Source organism: Stenotrophomonas sp. 116085_Sma, from assembly GCF_056479585.1.
On sequence record NZ_CM151057.1, the window covers coordinates 2,959,574 to 2,976,083 of the forward strand.

At 65.6% G+C, this 16,510-nt stretch carries 17 protein-coding genes; all 17 read right to left on the reverse strand.

What is annotated here, in order from left to right:
- Nucleotides 1-7: 7 nt before the first annotated feature.
- Nucleotides 8-280, reverse strand: a complete 273-nt coding sequence (locus ACZK0Z_RS13780) for a VirB3 family type IV secretion system protein (RefSeq protein ID WP_023121625.1) — start codon at nucleotides 278-280, stop codon at nucleotides 8-10.
- Nucleotides 277-663, reverse strand: coding sequence for a TrbC/VirB2 family type IV secretion system protein (locus ACZK0Z_RS13785; RefSeq protein ID WP_023121626.1), 387 nt, complete (start codon nucleotides 661-663; stop codon nucleotides 277-279). Before ACZK0Z_RS13785 ends, ACZK0Z_RS13780 begins: the two co-directional genes overlap by 4 nt.
- A complete protein-coding gene (gene trbB / locus ACZK0Z_RS13790; protein ID WP_023121627.1) occupies nucleotides 660-1,718 on the reverse strand; it encodes a P-type conjugative transfer ATPase TrbB in 1,059 nt (352 codons plus the stop codon). The genes ACZK0Z_RS13785 and trbB overlap by 4 nt, the downstream gene beginning before the upstream one ends.
- Nucleotides 1,715-2,176, reverse strand: coding sequence for a hypothetical protein (locus ACZK0Z_RS13795; protein WP_023121628.1), 462 nt, complete (start codon nucleotides 2,174-2,176; stop codon nucleotides 1,715-1,717). The genes trbB and ACZK0Z_RS13795 overlap by 4 nt, the downstream gene beginning before the upstream one ends.
- Complete coding sequence (locus ACZK0Z_RS13800) at nucleotides 2,173-4,176, reverse strand: conjugal transfer protein TraG (protein WP_033457389.1); 2,004 nt, start codon at nucleotides 4,174-4,176, stop codon at nucleotides 2,173-2,175. The genes ACZK0Z_RS13795 and ACZK0Z_RS13800 overlap by 4 nt, the downstream gene beginning before the upstream one ends.
- Before the next feature lie 236 nt (nucleotides 4,177-4,412).
- The gene (locus ACZK0Z_RS13805) at nucleotides 4,413-4,691 is read right to left on the reverse strand and encodes an EexN family lipoprotein (RefSeq protein WP_023121630.1); all 279 of its coding nucleotides are present in this window, start codon (nucleotides 4,689-4,691) and stop codon (nucleotides 4,413-4,415) included.
- On the reverse strand, nucleotides 4,688-5,632 hold the full coding sequence (locus ACZK0Z_RS13810; protein WP_414489335.1) for a LysR family transcriptional regulator: 945 nt from the start codon (nucleotides 5,630-5,632) through the stop codon (nucleotides 4,688-4,690). The genes ACZK0Z_RS13805 and ACZK0Z_RS13810 overlap by 4 nt, the downstream gene beginning before the upstream one ends.
- A 252-nt stretch (nucleotides 5,633-5,884) precedes the next feature.
- Nucleotides 5,885-6,748, reverse strand: coding sequence for a universal stress protein (locus tag ACZK0Z_RS13815; protein ID WP_023121632.1), 864 nt, complete (start codon nucleotides 6,746-6,748; stop codon nucleotides 5,885-5,887).
- Nucleotides 6,749-6,763: 15 nt separating this feature from the next.
- Nucleotides 6,764-8,242: a SulP family inorganic anion transporter gene (locus ACZK0Z_RS13820; RefSeq protein WP_023121633.1), complete on the reverse strand. Its 1,479-nt coding sequence runs from the start codon at nucleotides 8,240-8,242 to the stop codon at nucleotides 6,764-6,766.
- 1,461 nt (nucleotides 8,243-9,703) lie between these two features.
- Nucleotides 9,704-11,686, reverse strand: coding sequence for a relaxase/mobilization nuclease domain-containing protein (locus ACZK0Z_RS13825; RefSeq protein WP_134228150.1), 1,983 nt, complete (start codon nucleotides 11,684-11,686; stop codon nucleotides 9,704-9,706).
- Nucleotides 11,687-12,134: 448 nt separating this feature from the next.
- Nucleotides 12,135-12,734, reverse strand: a complete 600-nt coding sequence (locus tag ACZK0Z_RS13830) for a S26 family signal peptidase (protein ID WP_033457388.1) — start codon at nucleotides 12,732-12,734, stop codon at nucleotides 12,135-12,137.
- A complete protein-coding gene (locus tag ACZK0Z_RS13835) occupies nucleotides 12,731-13,288 on the reverse strand; it encodes a DUF2840 domain-containing protein (RefSeq protein ID WP_023121637.1) in 558 nt (185 codons plus the stop codon). Before ACZK0Z_RS13835 ends, ACZK0Z_RS13830 begins: the two co-directional genes overlap by 4 nt.
- Nucleotides 13,285-13,569: a hypothetical protein gene (locus tag ACZK0Z_RS13840; protein WP_023121638.1), complete on the reverse strand. Its 285-nt coding sequence runs from the start codon at nucleotides 13,567-13,569 to the stop codon at nucleotides 13,285-13,287. The genes ACZK0Z_RS13835 and ACZK0Z_RS13840 overlap by 4 nt, the downstream gene beginning before the upstream one ends.
- Nucleotides 13,566-14,204 carry a ParA family partition ATPase gene (gene parA, locus ACZK0Z_RS13845; RefSeq protein ID WP_023121639.1) on the reverse strand — a complete coding sequence of 213 codons (639 nt, stop codon included), beginning with the start codon at nucleotides 14,202-14,204 and terminating at the stop codon, nucleotides 13,566-13,568. Before parA ends, ACZK0Z_RS13840 begins: the two co-directional genes overlap by 4 nt.
- Nucleotides 14,205-14,457: 253 nt before the next feature.
- The gene (locus tag ACZK0Z_RS13850; RefSeq protein ID WP_023121640.1) at nucleotides 14,458-15,315 is read right to left on the reverse strand and encodes a replication initiator protein A; all 858 of its coding nucleotides are present in this window, start codon (nucleotides 15,313-15,315) and stop codon (nucleotides 14,458-14,460) included.
- A gap of 26 nt (nucleotides 15,316-15,341) precedes the next feature.
- Nucleotides 15,342-15,623 (reverse strand): helix-turn-helix transcriptional regulator, encoded by a 282-nt coding sequence (locus ACZK0Z_RS13855; RefSeq protein ID WP_003107109.1) that lies wholly within the window; start codon nucleotides 15,621-15,623, stop codon nucleotides 15,342-15,344.
- Nucleotides 15,624-15,706: 83 nt separating this feature from the next.
- Nucleotides 15,707-16,480 (reverse strand): DUF2285 domain-containing protein, encoded by a 774-nt coding sequence (locus ACZK0Z_RS13860; protein ID WP_023121641.1) that lies wholly within the window; start codon nucleotides 16,478-16,480, stop codon nucleotides 15,707-15,709.
- Nucleotides 16,481-16,510: the final 30 nt, after the last annotated feature.

The following is a 16,510-nucleotide window of genomic DNA, read 5'->3' on the forward strand; positions in this document are numbered from 1 at the left end:
GGCCCCCTCACACGTCCAGCAGCGGGCGGTGTTTGATGTGCCGGGCGAACACGGCCATGAACTGCGGATCGACGCGCGCACCCCATACCGCCAGCGAATGGCCGACGATCCAAAGCACGACGCCCGGAATCCACAGTTGCAGGCCCAGCCCGACGGCGGCGGCCAGCGTCCCGTTGGCAATCGCCACGGTGCGCGGTGCGCCGCCCAGCAAGATCGGCTCGGTGAGCGAGCGATGCAGCGGCACCTCGAACCCGGCTGCGAAGCTATCCGGGGCGCTCATACGACAGCCCCGCCCGAGAACGAAAAGAACGATAGGAAGAAGCTCGAAGCCGCGAACGCGATGGACAGGCCGAACACGATCTGGATCAGCTTGCGGAAACCGCCCGACGTGTCGCCGAAGGCCAGCGCGAGGCCCGTGGCGATGATGATGATGACGGCCACGATGCGTGCCACCGGCCCCTGGATGGATTCGAGGATGGATTGCAGCGGGCCTTCCCACGGCATCGAGGAACCGGCGGCCTGCGCGGTTCCGGCCAGGAACAGCAGCAGCGCGGCCAGCAGCAGCCCTTGCCCCGCAGGGCGGCCCAGGCAGCGCAGCCGCGCGAGGATGGACAGGTGCGAAGGCGGATTTACGGAAACACGGAAGGCATGGGCGTGCGTCATGGCAGTTCTCCAGAGGGATTGAGGGACGGGGATGAGGAAGTCGCCGCAGCGGATGCGGCATCGGGAACTGGCGACAGCTCGGGAAACGGCGTGTCCATCGCATCCGCCAGTTGGTAGCCAACGCCGTCGAAGCCGACGACGCGGGCGATGCTCTCGATGCGGCGCTTCCGTCCGCGCCCGGCGATGTGGATCACCACGTTGACCGCCTCGGCGATCAGCGCACGCGGCGGGTTCACCGCCACTTCGAGAATCAGTTGCTCCATGCGCAGCAGCGCGCCCAGCGCGGAACCGGCGTGGATCGTGGCGATGCCGCCGGGATGGCCTGTGCCCCACACCTTGATGAGATCTAGTGCCTCGGCTCCGCGCACCTCGCCGACGACGACGCGATCAGGCCGCAGGCGCATGGATGAGCGCACCAGCTCGGTCATGGACACCACGCCGGAGCGCGTGCGTAGCGGCACGTGGTCGCGGGCGACGCATTGCAGTTCCACGGTGTCTTCGAGCACCAGTACGCGGTCGCCGGTGGCGGCTATCTCGGCCAACAGCGCGTTCGCCAAGGTCGTCTTGCCGCTGCTGGTGGCCCCGGCGATCAAGACGTTCTGGCGCTCGCGCACGGCGCGCACCAGAAAGCCTGCCTGGGCGGCGGTCATCATTCCGTCCACGACGTACCGCTCCAGCGGGATCACGCCGATGGCGCGCTTGCGCAGCGCGAAGGCCGGCCCCGGCGCGGCGGGCGGCAAGATGCCCTCGAAGCGTTCGCCGGTTTCGGGCAGTTCGGCGGACAGCAGCGGCTGGCCGCGATGCACCTCCGCGCCGACGTGGGTCGCGACCAGGCGGATGATTCGCTCGCCATCGGCTTCGGGCAGCTCCACGCCCATAGGCGCGCGGCCCGACGACAGGCGATCCACCCAAAGGGTGCGGTCGGGGTTGAGCATGATTTCCACCACGTCGGGGTCTTCGAGCGCGGTGGCGATTAGCGGCCCCATTGCCGTGCGCAGCATCTGGATGCGCCGGTCGAGCGACGTGGCACTCATGGATTGGGGAACGGCACTCATGACGCACGCTCCCGCGCCTGAGCCGCTGCGGCGGCGTCCTCCATCCGCATCGGGTCGGGGTGCAGTTCCTCCACCACGTCGCGCACCAGGCTGCGTCCGCGCATCAGGTGGCGGCCAAGCTGCTCGGTGAACTGCTCGAAGCGCGCCTTGCCCTGAGCACGGGCCGCGTCTTGGTGCGCTTCGGGAACCGGCGTGCTGACGGTCAGGTAGTAGCGGATGAAAAGCGCCAGCGTCTCGATGGCGATGTTCTGGTCGCGCTCCATGCGCTCGGCCTGGCGCGACAGCCGATCAAGGCGCTTGGCGATAGCGGCCTCGCGCTGGTCGGCGGCATCGGGCGACAGCCACGATGCGAGCGCCGCCGCGACGATGGATGACTTGGACACGCCTTTCTTGGCGGCCAGTTCATCGAGCCGCTGGGCGTGCTCGGGCTGAATAAAGAGGTTCAGGCGGTAGCTCATAGCTCGATTCCGTCGTTGGGGTCGAGGGACGCCAGCCGGGCCACGCGCTGCATGGGCGGATCAAGCTGGCGAGGAAGGGGAAGCGGCAGGTCGTCGTCGTCATCGAGCAGCGCCAGGTCGGCCGCGGGCGCGGCCAGCTCGGGGTCGTAGGCGACGGTTTCGGAAAGCTCTGGCTGACGGCGCGGGCCGCCGTCGTCAGTGCTGGCCGGGAAGCCCTCGGCTTCTCCGGCGGCAGGCGGAGTCAGCACGGCGGGGATCGCCAAGCCGCTCCAGTCGTCAGCGCGCGCAGGCGGCGCGTCCGCGTACTGCCCGTCCGCCAGCGCAGGCGGCGGCATGACACGCTGCTTGAAATTGGTGTCGGCGTAGTAGCGCAGCTTCGTGGCCTTGATGGGGGCCACGCTGGACACCATCACCACGGCCTCATCGGGCGGAAGCTGCATGACTTCACCCGGCGTCAGCAGCGGGCGGGCCGTCTCTTGACGCGACACCATGAGGTGGCCCAGCCACGGCGCGAGCCGGTGGCCTGCGTAGTTGCGCTGGGCGCGCAGCTCGGTCGCGGTGCCCAGCGTCTCGGAGATGCGCTTCGCTGTGCGTTCGTCGTTCGTGGCGAACGTCACGCGCACATGGCAGTTGTCGAGGATGGAGTGGTTCTGCCCATACGCCTTGTCGATCTGGTTGAGCGACTGCGCGATGAGGAAGCTGCGGATGCCGTAGCCCGCCATGAAGGCCAAGGCCGTCTCGAAGAAGTCGAGCCGGCCCAAGGCCGGGAACTCGTCGAGCATCAGCAGCAGCTTGTGCCTGCGCGCTATGCCGTCCGAGCCGTCCAGCGATTCGGTCAGGCGCCGGCCGATCTGGTTGAGGATCAGGCGGATGAGCGGCTTTGTGCGGCTGATGTCCGAAGGCGGCACCACCAGGTACAGCGACACCGGGTGCTCGGCGGAGATGAGATCGGCGATGCGCCAGTCGCAGCGCGACGTGACTTCGGCCACCGTGGGATCACGATAGAGGCCCAAGAACGACATGGCGGTGCTCAACACGCCGGAACGCTCGTTGTCCGACTTGTTGAGCACTTCGCGCGCCGCCGAAGCGACGACGGGATGCGGGCCATCGCCGAGATGCGGCGTGGTCATCATCCGGTGCAAGGTCAGCTCGAAGGGGCTGGCCGGGTCACTGAGGAAGTTGGCGACGCCGCGCAGCGTCTTGTCTTCGCTCGCGTAGAGCACATGCAGGATGGCCCCGACCAGCAGCGCGTGAGAGGTCTTTTCCCAATGGTTGCGCTTCTCCAGCGCGCCTTCGGGATCGACCAGAATGTCCGCGATGTTCTGCACGTCGCGCACTTCATGCGCGCCGCGCCGTACCTCCAGCAGCGGGTTGTAGGCCGCCGACTTCGCATCGGTCGGGTTGAACAGCAGGCAATGGCTGAAACGGCTGCGCCAGCCGGCGGTGATCTGCCAGTTCTCGCCCTTGATGTCGTGGATGACCGCTGAAGCCGGCCAGCTCAACAAGGTGGGCACCACCAGGCCGACACCCTTGCCGCTGCGCGTGGGCGCGAAGGTCAGGACGTGCTCTGGCCCTTCATGGCGCAGGTACTGGCGGTCGTGCTGGCCGAGGAACACGCCCGCTGGCTGCGTGAGGCCCGCCTTGCGAATGTCCTGCGCGTTCGCCCAGCGGGCCGACCCGTAGGTCGTGACCAGGCGTGCCTGCCGCGAGCGCCAGACCGACATGGCAATGGCGACGGCCACGGCGACCATGCCACTGCTGCCCGCGATGGCTCCGCCGGTGTCGAAGGTTTCCGGGGTATAGGCGCCGTAAGAAAACCACCACTCAAACAGCTTCCACGGGTGATAGATCGGCGTGCCAAGAAGATCGAACCAAGGCGAGCCAAGGCGTACTTGATAGCCAAGGGCTGCTGCTGTCCATTGTGTGGCGCCCCACACTCCGGCGATCACGATGCCGAATACCACGGCGATCTGACCGAATAGCACGTTCGTCCCTTGCATGACCTCGCCTCCGATTTCTCCTGCGCTGATTCCTCATGGAAAAAGCGGCACACGGACGTGCCGCAGGCGTCAGGATCGGTGCCGGGCCAGTGCCGGTCAAAGACCGTTTAGGACAGAAAGGTCGAACAAAAAGAAAGAATTAGCGCACTGGCGAGCCAAAGAAAAACGCCGCAAGCGCGGGCGCATTGCGGCGTGTTGGGCGGAAAAATGAAGGTAATGCGGCGAACCGACAACAATCAGAACTTGGGCGATTCCTTCGGTGGCGTGTACGGGGTTTCTCCGTCGCCATAGAACCGCTTGCGCGTGGCTTCGGCGACCCGATTACACAGCACGTCGCCCAGCTTGGCACGGTCGGTTTTGCATTGCTGGCGCAGCTCCTTGAGCCGTTCGGGGTTGGCTGCCAGTTCTTCCACCGTCGGGATATTTGCCTCCGAATCGGCGGCTTTCTGCGGCGCCTCGGATTGGCCGCAGGCGGTCAATGCGGCCGCCAGCAAGAAAGGAATGGTCTTCTTCACGGCGTAGGTACCTCCGGTAGGTCAAGAGTATGGCCCGTGATGGGCCGGGGAGATTCCGGTGATTCGATAGCCTGCACACGTTTAATGAAGCGTGTCAGCACATCGGAGGGGAAATTCTCTGGGCGGAGCAGGTACGTCGTCAGCGGCGGTACACGGGACGCCAGTGGTCGCGCTACCACGCCCGGTTCACGGCTTGCGACAATGTGCGCTGCACCCGCCAGGCCAAGTGCGAAGCCTGCCGATACGAGCGCCATCATCAGGTCGCAGGAAGCGACCCGCTCCGCAATTAGCGGCTCCATGTCCGCCCGACGCAGCACTCGATCAACGTGTTTGGCATGGCCTTCGCACACTTGCGGGTCGCACAAGACAAGCGGGTAGCGCAGCAACTCATCCAGAGGGATGCGTTTGTGGGCCAATAGCGGATGCCTCGCCGGCACCGCCACCATAAGCGGATCGCTCCAAGCCGGTAAAGCGACGATGCCATCGCCTGCCTCCCTGGACTGCGCGAATCCTACGTCGTACAGATCGTCATGTAGTCGCTTGATCTGTTGTGACAGTGGCACCTCGAAGAATCGGATTTCGACCTCTGGTTCTTCTTGTCGGCAGACGGCGAGCAAAGCAGATAGGCGTGACGGGGTGATGCCGTCGGACAGCGCCACGCGCAACTGTCCATGAAATCCATTGGCCGCTGCCCTCACACTGTCCCGTGCTTGTTCCAAGGCGGCGAAGACGCGGCGCACGTGCTCCAGAAACAGTTTCCCGGCGCGGGTGAGTTGAGTGCTGCGAGTGGTTCGAGCAAACAGCACAACGCCCAGTTCTTCTTCCAACTCTTTGATAGCACGCGACAACGGTGATTGCTCGATGTGCAGCTTCTCCGCGGCGCGGCCGAAGTGGAGTTCTTCGGCTACGGCCCAGAAATAGCGTAGATGGCGCAACTCCATGAGAACTTCCCTATATATAGGCGTGTGCCGCCTTCTCCACGCGCATGCATATCTACAGCCTTGTCGCTCTGAAACTGTCAACGCGCTAGCAGAGCGTGTAATCAGACCGAGTTGTCGTAACTGAAAAACTCAAATGTTCGTGTTGCCGACCAACTTATCTTTAGGCCCTCACGATGCAGATTGACTACCCCATCAGGCGGCAATGGGGCCTCGTTCCAAAACAGACGACTGCCTTGTGGCGATCGCCTCTTGCTACCGCAGTAAGAGCGTTGGAATGCGTGACGAGCGCAATAAGTCCGTCGTCTTGCTTCCAAATAGCAGGCCGCGCAGTGGTGAATGACCAAATGCGCCCATGATGAGCATGTCAATGGACTGTTCTTTCACTGCCGTTGCAATCACTGTTTCGGCATCTCCGGGAACCAGTGAAACCGTCACCTCGAAGCCTGCTGCTTTCAGGGTGTCCCTGGCCCAATCAAGCGATTTGGGTGCGTCTCTGCTTTGCTTGCCGGACATCAGCAATAGGATGGGCAATCCGCGAAACAGCGGGCTGCCCGCCACCATTTCAACGCCGCGCCGTGTGACGGTGCCGCCATCGAAGGCGATCATCACCCGTTGGGGCGCCTTGAAGTCTTCGGTCACGGTCAGGATGGGGCGATTCAGAGCGCGAACCAGATGCTCGACATGATGGCCCAGCTCACGTCGCGCCACTTCGGCCCCTGCACCTCGTCGGCCCAGCACTAACAGACGCACGCCTTGCGCCTGTTCCACCACTGTGTCTTCCAGTGCGCCGTGACGCTGCCGCACATCGACGCGCGCCGCACCCGCCGCCAATGCGCGTTCGCGCAGTTGGTTCAGGAACAGCCGGCCTTGCTCTCTCGCGCTCTTGGCGCGTGCTTCGTCCTCGGCTGACAGTTGTGCCAACAGGCTTTCCTGAGCGTCGACGCCGATGGCACCGCTGTGGTCGTCGCCCGGTCCCCGCTCGGGATGGCTGTCGATCACGTGTAGGAACTCCAGCGGTGCATCCATGCGGTGGGCCGCCCAGGCCGCGCAGTGGGCCACATGAACCGCGTATCGTGATTGATCGACGCAAGCCAGCACCTTATTCTCGTTTTTCATGATCCGTTCTCCTTGTTAGTGGCCCGCGAGCATGTCGGCAGCGCCGTCCTTGTCGTGGACGCCGAACTTGTCCACCATCGTGGTGCTGGCCTCGTTCAGGCCGATCACTTCCACTTCCGTGCCTTCGCGCCGGAACTTGATGACCACCTTGTCCAAGGCGCTCACCGCGGTGATGTCCCAGAAGTGGGTGCGGCTGACGTCGATGCGTACTTTGTCGATGACTTCCTTGTAGTCGAAGGCATTGACGAAGCGTTCGGCCGATGCGAAGAACACCTGGCCGGTGATGGTGTAGGTGCGTATGCGGCCTTCGTCCTCCGTGAGGGAGGACGCATGGAAGATCCGGCCGACCTTGTGGGCGAAGAAAAAGCCCGAGAGCAGCACACCAACCAGCACGCCCTTGGCTAGGTCATGGGTACCTACCGTCATGGCGACAGTCGCGAGCATCACCACGCTGGAACTCTTGGGGTGCGCGCGCAGGTTGCGAAACGATGTCCAGCTAAAGGTACCGATGGCCACCATGATCATCACTGCAACCAGTGCAGCCATTGGAATGCGCGCCACCCAATCTCCGATGAACACCACCATCAGCAGCAGGAATACACCGGCTGCAAGCGTGGACAGCCGGCCCCGGCCACCCGACTTCACGTTGATGACCGACTGGCCGATCATGGCGCAACCCGCCATGCCGCCGAGAAAACCGCTGGCAATGTTCGCCACGCCTTGGCCTACGCATTCACGGTTTTTGTTGCTGTTCGTGTCGGTCAGGTCATCGACGATGGAAGCCGTCATCATGGATTCCAACAGGCCCACCACGGCCAAGGTGGCCGACACCGGGAAGATGATCTTGAGCGTCTCCAGATTCAACGGCACATCGGGCAGTAGGAACACCGGCAGGCTGTCGGGCAACTGGCCCATGTCACCCACGGTGCGGATGTCGAGGCCAAGGACGATCGCCACGGCGGTCAGCACCACGATGGCCACCAGGGGGGACGGCACGGCCTTGGTGATACGGGGGAAGAGATAGATGATGGCCAGGCCCGCCGCCGTCATGGCATAGACGTGCCAGGTCACGTTCGTCAGCTCGGGCAACTGGGCCATGAAGATCAGGATCGCCAGCGCGTTGACGAAGCCGGTGATGACCGAGCGCGAGACGAAGCGCATCAACGCGCCGAGCTTTAGCCAGCCAGCGATGATCTGAAGTACACCCGTCAGCACCGTGGCGGCCAGCAGGTATTGCAGTCCGTGTTCTTTGACCAGCGTGACCATCAGCAGCGCCATCGCGCCGGTGGCCCCCGAAATCATGCCCGGTCGGCCGCCTGTGAAAGCAGTCACTGCGGCGATGCAGAATGAGGCATACAGGCCGACCTTGGGATCGACGCCTGCGATGATCGAGAAGGCGATGGCTTCGGGGATGAGGGCGAGCGCTACGACGACGCCAGCCAATAGGTCGTGCCGGACGTTGGAGAACCAGTCCTGGCGCAGGGATTTCATCATTGATCTATTCCGGGGGCAGGCTCGGCCGCAGGCTGGAACGGATCTAGGCGCGAATGCCTCTTTCCGAACCCGGAATAGAGAACAGCCCAAAAAGTAAGGGCTGGCAAAACACAGCCAGTCGAACGTACAGCCTCGTGCGAGCGAAGTTTGAAATTAGAAAAGCGGCTCGCTGCGAGACTGATAGTTACACTGGTAAGAGCTCCAAATAGGTGGCTGTGTGCTGATGGGTAGTGCGGGGATTGTAACTGCTTTTGCGCACCGCAGCAAGTCCCGGCAGCGCGTCTCTTGCTAGGTTGCTGCCGTTCCCGATGATTGCCCAGACGCTTGGTAGCTTCTAAGGTCTCTTTCTTAGCGACCGCTCGGCGATGTCCGAGTTCTGCGACTCATGTTCAATGCCAGCACTAGAATGGGTCATGTCCCATTGCGGTCGTATGTCTTGGAAGCATCAGCCTGCCTTGGTTGGTCGGCCACTTCCTTGCGGCTACTTCTTCCCTGTGACTCCGCCCTGAGCGCACATCGTGTGCTTGTCGGCAGTCGCCAGGTTGACCACGAATAGCCGAGTACGCCTCACCCCCTGTCTTGAGGGCGTGAACCTCGTAGCTCATTGTCGGCAACATGAAAGTGTGACTTCCTCGCAGATGTCGATCTAGCGAGGATGTCGAGCTACGAGAAGATGGATGGAACAGCCTAAAGGGCATCTAACCATCAGATCCTGCGATTCCGCAGGCCCTCGCCGATCTGTCATGTACGGAGTCGGTGTGAAGACCGACCAACATAGAACCGACATGGGCCGACATGCGTTGCCAGACAGATTCCGTACAACCCGCCGACTCGCCTGCCGAATGGCCTTTTCATACCGTCTATCTTTGGGACGCACAAACAAGACTCGCTCCGTTGCTACTTCTGGTAGGGGCGTTCGGCTCATGGCTGACGGTGGACATGCTTCGGTGGCAGACGTTTCACCGTAGCCTGGATGTAGCGTTGCCTTGGCTTGCCCTGTTTCATGTGCTATGGCCACTGTTCGGGCCGCGCGGTGCAGCCGTGCGAGCGCAGTTGGGCGCAAGCTGGAATTGGCACAGTTCCCTGGCGCCTTGGTCATTAAGAATGCTCGGCCCAGGTCATCAAGGATTAGCCATCAGAGCACTGGTGCTATTGCTTGCGCTAGGAATGGCCTTTTCCGCCATGTTCTCCCGCACGTGGCACCAAGGACTGGCCTCCGTCTTGGTGCTGGCCGTCGTTTTGCAGATGTTGGGCCAACTATGGGTGCATTGGCGTGCAGGTGACGCACTGCTGCCAGCACTGCTACATGGCATGGGCCCAAGTCGCCTCAATGAAGCCTTGCCAAAACACGCACGTGGCATGGCACTGATTCTGACAATGGTGATTCCGGTCTGCTGGGGATGGCAAGAGGTACGCATTGAACCTTAACTGTCCTGTAGCAGAGCTGAAATTGGGGGTTGGTTATCGCCCGAATCCTCGCTGCCGCCCAATCTCCCACGACACCCTACCGCCGCGCACCGTGGCGGCAAGCTGCTGCCCCAAGCGTTGTTCGATCACCGGCTTCCACGGCACCAGACTGAATCCCATGCCGTCATCGAGCATCGCGTAGCGCCCGCTGGCGAGCATGACGGAGCGCCGGTAGATTCCGGCCACGCGCTGCCCGTCGGCGACCGGGCGATGCTCCAGGCCGGTATCAGCAGCAATGGCCTTCGCGGCCTGTGCCAGTTCCCGGTTGCGCAGCGTGCCCAGCAGGTTGCGCGCCAGGATCACGCGCTGCCCGCGCCGCTCGGCCAGCCCTTGTTCGGCGAGGAAGTCGGCGCGCTGCTGCATCGCCTGCTTGGCCTCGCCGCCAAACCCCAGGTCGCCCAGGCCAGTGCCGCCGCCGATCAACTGTTGGTCAAGCCAGGTGGCCCCGATCACGCGCGCCTGCCGCTCGATGGGCAGGTGCGATTTCAGCTCCACGGCCACGCCGCCCAGGCGCTGCGCGTCGTAGCGGCGGCCCTGCTCGGGCAGGTCGCCCGGCACCTTCCATAGCCCCTCGGCTACGCGCTCCACGATGCCCGCCCGGCGTAGGGCTTCCAGCCTGCGGACATGGGCCGCCACAACTTCCTGCGGATCGCGTCCGGGGACGGCCTGGCCCTGTGTCACGGCCAGGTGGTGGTCGGTGCGGTACAGGCCATCGCTCGCCAGCGCGGCAATGTTCCTGTCGGCCGCGCGCACGTCGGCCGATCCCTTCACCTCCACCATGGCCCCGGTCGGATAGTTCGCCAACTCGTCGCGGGCGTTGAGCGCGACGTAGTGGGCCTTGCCGTCCACGCCGTCGATGACCAGATAGCCCCGGTCGTGCAGTTCGTCGGCCAGCCCCTTCGCGGCCACGCGGCCGACGATGGTGCGGCCATCCTCGCCCGGCTCGAACACCGCCAGCTCGCGCGGCTGGCCGCTCATGGCCCGCTGCATGGTGCGGATAATGTCGCCGCGCTCGCCCAAGGCGCGCAAGGTCTTCTCGGCATCGGCATGGATGGCCCAGGAGCCGGGCTGCGTCTCGTCGGCCAGGCCCAGGCGCTGCAAGCGTTGCAGGCGGCCGATCAGCAACAGGCGTTGGCGCTGCAAGCGAGGTTCGTTGAGCCGTTCGACATGCACCAGGCCATCGTCGCCGGCCTCGCGCTTCAAGGTGCGATCCAGACTCGTCCACCGCTCTTGCTCCACCTCGCGCTGCAAGGTCTGCTGGATCTCCAGCTCAGTGCGCGGCCCCAGCCACTCGGTCGCCAGTTCGGCGGCGCGGTGGCGGAAGCCGTCGGCGATGTAGTCGCCCGCGATGATGAGGTCTTTGCCGGTGTCGTCGCGCCCGCGCACGACGATGTGCGTGTGCGGGTTGTCGGTGTTCCAGTGGTTCACGGCCACCCAATCGAGGCCCGTGCCCAGGTCGGCCTCCATGCGGCCCATGAGGTGCCTCGTGTAGGTGCGCAGGTCTTCCAGCTCCGCGCCATCCTCGGGCGAGAGGATGAAGCGGAAATGGTGCCGGTCGTCGGCGCAGCGTTCCTTGAAGGCGTCGAGGTCGGCCACGTCTGTCTGCGCTCCGTAGGCTTGACCCGGTTCACCGTCGCGTCCCACACCGTCGCGCTCGATGTAGCGCAGGTGCTTGGCGAGCGACTGCGGGCTGGCCCGCTGGTGATTCACCAGCAGCGTCTTGATGGTCACGCGCCGGGACATGGGCGTCAGCTTCGCGTCCGCGAAGCGCGCCGCCGTATGGCCGCGCCCCAGGCGCGAGCCGGGCCGCTGGCCGGTGCCACCCGTCGCGCCAGGACGGCGCACCGAGGACTTCCCGCCGCTGGCCTTGCCGGTCTGCTTGAGCACCTTGGAAACGAAGCTCTGCCCCTGTCCCTTGCCCCGGTTCTTCGGGGCGCTGGGGCGCACGCGGAAATCGTCATCGCGGCGGTCGCTCATGGCTGCGTTCCATGAAAGCTGGGGCGTGCCCCGGCGTGCGAAGCACGCGGGCCGCCCTGTCTTGGCGTGGGCCTCGCACCACACGCGGCACGGCGGCGAAGCCGCTCCGTGCCGTGCCAACCCCACGTGCAGACTGGCTTTCGACGCGGCCCGGTGCCGCGTACTTTTGTCTTGCCTTCCGCCTTTGCCCCTCGCTGACGCTCCGGGCAGCGGCGGCCCGGCGGCGTTGCTGCGCGAGCAGCCAGCGCGCCGGCGAACGCAGCGACGGCCAAAGGCCGGGCGCATTCGAGGCAAGACGCCTGCACATGGGAAGGCAGCGCGAAGTGCGGCGCCCGATACGTAGGATCGGCGCTCGCACGGCACGCGCGACGACATGAGGAAAGCCACGGGATCGGCACGCCCGATGGCACGACAAGATGCACGGCAACGTGCAGTGAGTCGGCGGCCATCATGGGTGGGCCTCCAGCCAGATCGGGCGCGCGACGCCGATCACGGCAGATGCGCTGACCGGCCCGAAATACCGGCTGTCGAACGACGCCGGATTGGTCACACTGAGAAGGAACAGTTCGCCAGGCCGAAGCTGCCGGCACTGCGGCCAGGATGGCAGCGGGCGGCCCAGCCGGTCGGCGGGCCGAACGGCAGCCACCGGCACGCCGTCGATCCACACCAGCGCATCGAAAACGCAAACGTGCTGCGGCGCGACTGCGCCTACACGTTTGAGCAGCGGCACGCGCACCGGCAGATAGCCGCGCTGCGCAGCGAGTGCGGCGGCCGTGGTCGGCAGCGGCACCAGCACGATGCTGTCCACGGACAAGGGACGTGGCAGCGAGGCGGTGCGTGGGTCGAACGGGTCGATGCGATACCAGCCGACCGCCACGCTGTCGGACGGGTTGTAGATCAGGCGCGGCAGCGGATGAACGAAGGACGCCCAGGCCAGCGCAGCGAGGCCGCAGGCGGCGAGGCCCGCGAGCACGATGCGAGCGCGCAAGCGTGAGCGGGTGTGCGAGCGAGGACGCGGCGCAGTGCCGCCAGTGGAAACGGCGGTCATGGCAGCGCCCTCCCGGTCAGCCAGGCGGCGTGCCGCTCGGTGGTGTATTCGGGCAGCGGCAGGCGCGCAGCAAGCCGGTTGGCGAGCGTGCGCCAGTACGCGGGCGAGACGGCGATGGCTGCGATGCCCAGCGCCTCGATGGCGTCGATGCGCTCCAGCACGGCGCGCACTTGCCCGTCGCCCTCGGCGTGCAGCAGCAGGCGCGCGCCCGGCTGCACGCCGGGGATGCGCTGCGCGCCGTCCAGCGGCGTGCAAGCCTGCATCACCATGAGCTGCCAGCGCACGGTGCCGAAATCGTTGGACTGCCAGCGCACGCGGCAGAACACCGCACCCGGCAGGAACACCGCGCTACGCCGCCAGCGGTCGAGCTGGTGCGTGCGCGCGGGTTCGCCGAAGCGCAGGTAGAGCTTGAAACGGGCCTCGATGTAGGCCAGCGCCACGCGCGTCAGCGGCGCGCTGGCGGGCTGGCCGGAAGGCGCGCTGAATGATGGCTGTGGCGCAGCCGTGGCCGCGCCAGCGGCAGGCGCGGCAGCAGGTGCAGTGGATGCGGTCATGGTGTGTTCTCCCTGCGGTTCTCGGAAAACTCCCGCTCCAGCAGGCCGCGCAGCAGGTCGGCCACGGTCACGCCTTGCGTGAAGGCCGATACCTTGATGCGCGCCCGCATGGCGGGCGTGATGTCGAGCGTGAGGCGGGCGGTGTAGAGGTCGCCCTTGCCCAGCGCATCGGCGTCGCCTTGCCGAATCCACGCTTCAGCGTGCGGATTCGCGGGCGGACGCGCGCCTATGCCGACGCGCTTTGCTGCGCGCTTGCCGTTCGGTGGTGGCTTCGCTGTCATGTCGTCCACCGCAGCAGTTCGTCCACCAGGACGGTGATTTCACGGGCGGCGGCGCTGTCCGGTGCCGTCTCGCGTGCAAGCCGGCCAGCGGCCACGCTGTCGGCGAACACGATGCGCTGATGCACTTCCGCGCGCAGCGCAGGAAGCGGCTGGTCGGCGAGCGCCTGGCGTGCTTCGCGCCCGATCACGGTGGTACTGACACGCCGGTTGATGACGAAGGCCGCGCGCAGCGCAGGCCGAAAGACTTGCGCCTCGCGGATCAGCGCCACCATCTCGGCGCTGGCCCACAAGTCGTAGGGGCTGGGTTGCACCGGGATCAGCACGCGCTCGGCCGCCAGCAGCGCGGAGCGCGCCAAGGCGGCGATGCGCGGCGGGCCGTCGATGACGACGTGATCGGCGCGGCGTGCCAGCTCTGGCGCTTCCTGATGCAGCGTCTCGCGTGCGAGGCCCACGGCGCTGAACAGCCGTGGCAAGCCTTGCTGGCTTCTGCGTTGCGTCCAGTCCAGTGATGAACCCTGCGGGTCGGCGTCCAGCAGCACGACGTGCTGGCCGCGCATTGCCAGTTCGCCAGCGATGTGGGTGGCGAGCGTGGTCTTGCCCACGCCGCCTTTCTGGTTGAGTAGCGCGACGATCATGGCTTGGCCCTCCATGTTGGAAAGCCCGGCTGTTGCTGCTGCGTTGATGGCCGCGTGGCGGTTATCCACCGCAGCGGCGTTTCCCTACTAAAAGTTAGAGAAATTAAGTTAGGGAAGTTAGAGGGCGCGCAAACCCAGTGCTGGCGCGGGTTTGCGGCCGATTTTGTTGCCTGATAGCACGATAGTTCGTTGCCTGATAGCACGATACTTCTGTTGCCTGATAGCACGAGTCCGTCCACAGGCTCTCCCGCACTTATCCCCGTGCCGTGGACGGCACGGGCCGGAACGTGAGCAGCGGCGACGAAAGCCCGGATACGTGCTCGATGCCCAAGTGGTAGCCGGGCAAGGACTGCCGCGCGACCAATGCCCGCAGGTCGGCGGCGAAGTCGTAGTAGCGCGCCACGCTGCCCGATTTGCGGTACAGGTGCTGAAAGTCGAACTGCCAGCCGTGTTCCTGCCTGCCGCCGTGCTTGCGCACCAGGCGGTACAGCCACCGCTCGATGCCGCCGGTCAATCGGAAATACGCCGGGTCGATGGTCAGCACCAGGGCGGCGTCGATCACGCCCGCATAGAACCAGTCCGGCAGGATCAGCTCGATGCCCAGCGGCGTGCCGCTGGCATCGGCCAGTTCCTTCCATTCGTTGATCCATGAGAACCGATGCAGGCGCCGGCCTGTCGTCTCGCGGATGGACGTGGCCACGGTGGTCGATTGCAGGCGATCCAAGGCCGCTTTGAGGCGCTGGTAGTCGCGCAGCGACGTGCCGCGCCCGATGAAGCGCAGGATCTCGTAGGGCGTGGCCTGCATCAGCCGCGACGGGCGCAGGCCCGCGTCGCGCGCTTCCACGATCTGGCTGGCGGCCCAGATCAGAATGTCGGCATCCCAAATCGTGGCGATGCCGTGCTCGGCTGTGCCCTCCACGCGGATCGTGACGTTGCCGGCCCGGAAGTCGATTGGCGCAACGCGCCGAGACTTCGCCAGCGAGAAGAACGGAAAGGCCATCAAGTCCTGGCTGTCGCGCGGCGCCATGTCGCCCGGCAAGGCGCGGAACAGGTCGAGCTGTTCGCGCTCTTGCATCGGCCGCTGCCGCACGGGCAGCGCGGGGCTGGACATGACGATGGCCTGACGCGCGCCAGCGATCAGCGCGCACGGCTGTCCGCCGAGTGGTGCTCGGCGTACTCGGGATCGGAAGTCGTCTCGAAGCTGCGGTCGGCGGCCCAAGCATCGAGGTCGGCCACGGCGTACATGACGCGCCGGCCGAACTTGCGAAAGCGTGGGCCGCCGCCGATCACGCGCTGCTTTTCCAGCGTGCGCGGCGACAGGCGCAGGTACTCGGCGGCTTCGTCGTTGGTGAGGTAACGCTGCGGCTGCGCGGCAGCGGTCGAGACAGTGGCGGCAGGCCGCAAGGGAGCGGGACGCATGGTGTGAACCTCCATCGGTTGAAAACGACCAGCCACACAGCGCGACCGGATGGAGGCAGTCTCAAGAAGCGAGGGGTTTTCGATCAGGGACGTTTTGCGTCGGCTGCAAAACGTCCCTTCTCAAGCGGCGCAAGCTGTGCTAGGCGGCGATAGCCGCCGCGCATCAGCGCATCGCCGCGCCGTACCAGACGGCGCACGCGGGCGCGCAGATCACCGTCGGCGTGCCAGTCGGCCGCCACGGCATCGGCGCCGAACAGCCCTTCGGCGATTTCGCGCAAGGACGCGCCCGCCAGGGCTGCGTCGAGCGCCTGCAAGGTGTGCAGTTCCAGCAGCGCGGCGAGTGTCGGCCGGGGCTTCGTATCGGCCATGTCGGAGCTGGGCAGATGCCCATGCACCGGCGCGGCAGCGCCGCCGCGGTGGGCATAGGCGACAGCCATGCCGTCCTCCAGGCCGGGCGCCAGCACGAAGCGCACGCATCGGCCAGGGCTGCGCGCGATCAGCGCCAGCCCTTTGCCGTCATGCAGCAGTTGCTTGTGCCCAGGGATGTGCCAGAACGCAAAGACCGCCGCATCGAGCGGCGGGTCGGCGTCGGGATAGAGCTGCACCACGGCAGCGTGGCCGGGCAGCCAGGCTGGATGCGCGTCGCGCACATCCAGCACCGGGTCTTCCAGAAGGCGCAAGCCCCAGCGATGCGCCGCGTCCTGTGCCGCCTGCGGCCGGCGATGACGGCGCAGCCAGTCGAGCCGGTAGTCGGGATGCCTGCGCAGGTATTCCCAGGCGAGCGCGAGGTCGTCCAAATGCAGCGCGTACAGGTACGCGGCAGTCGGATACCAAGGCTCGGCGCTGCGATCGACCATGACGCAACCTCCCTGCGAACAGGACTGGCC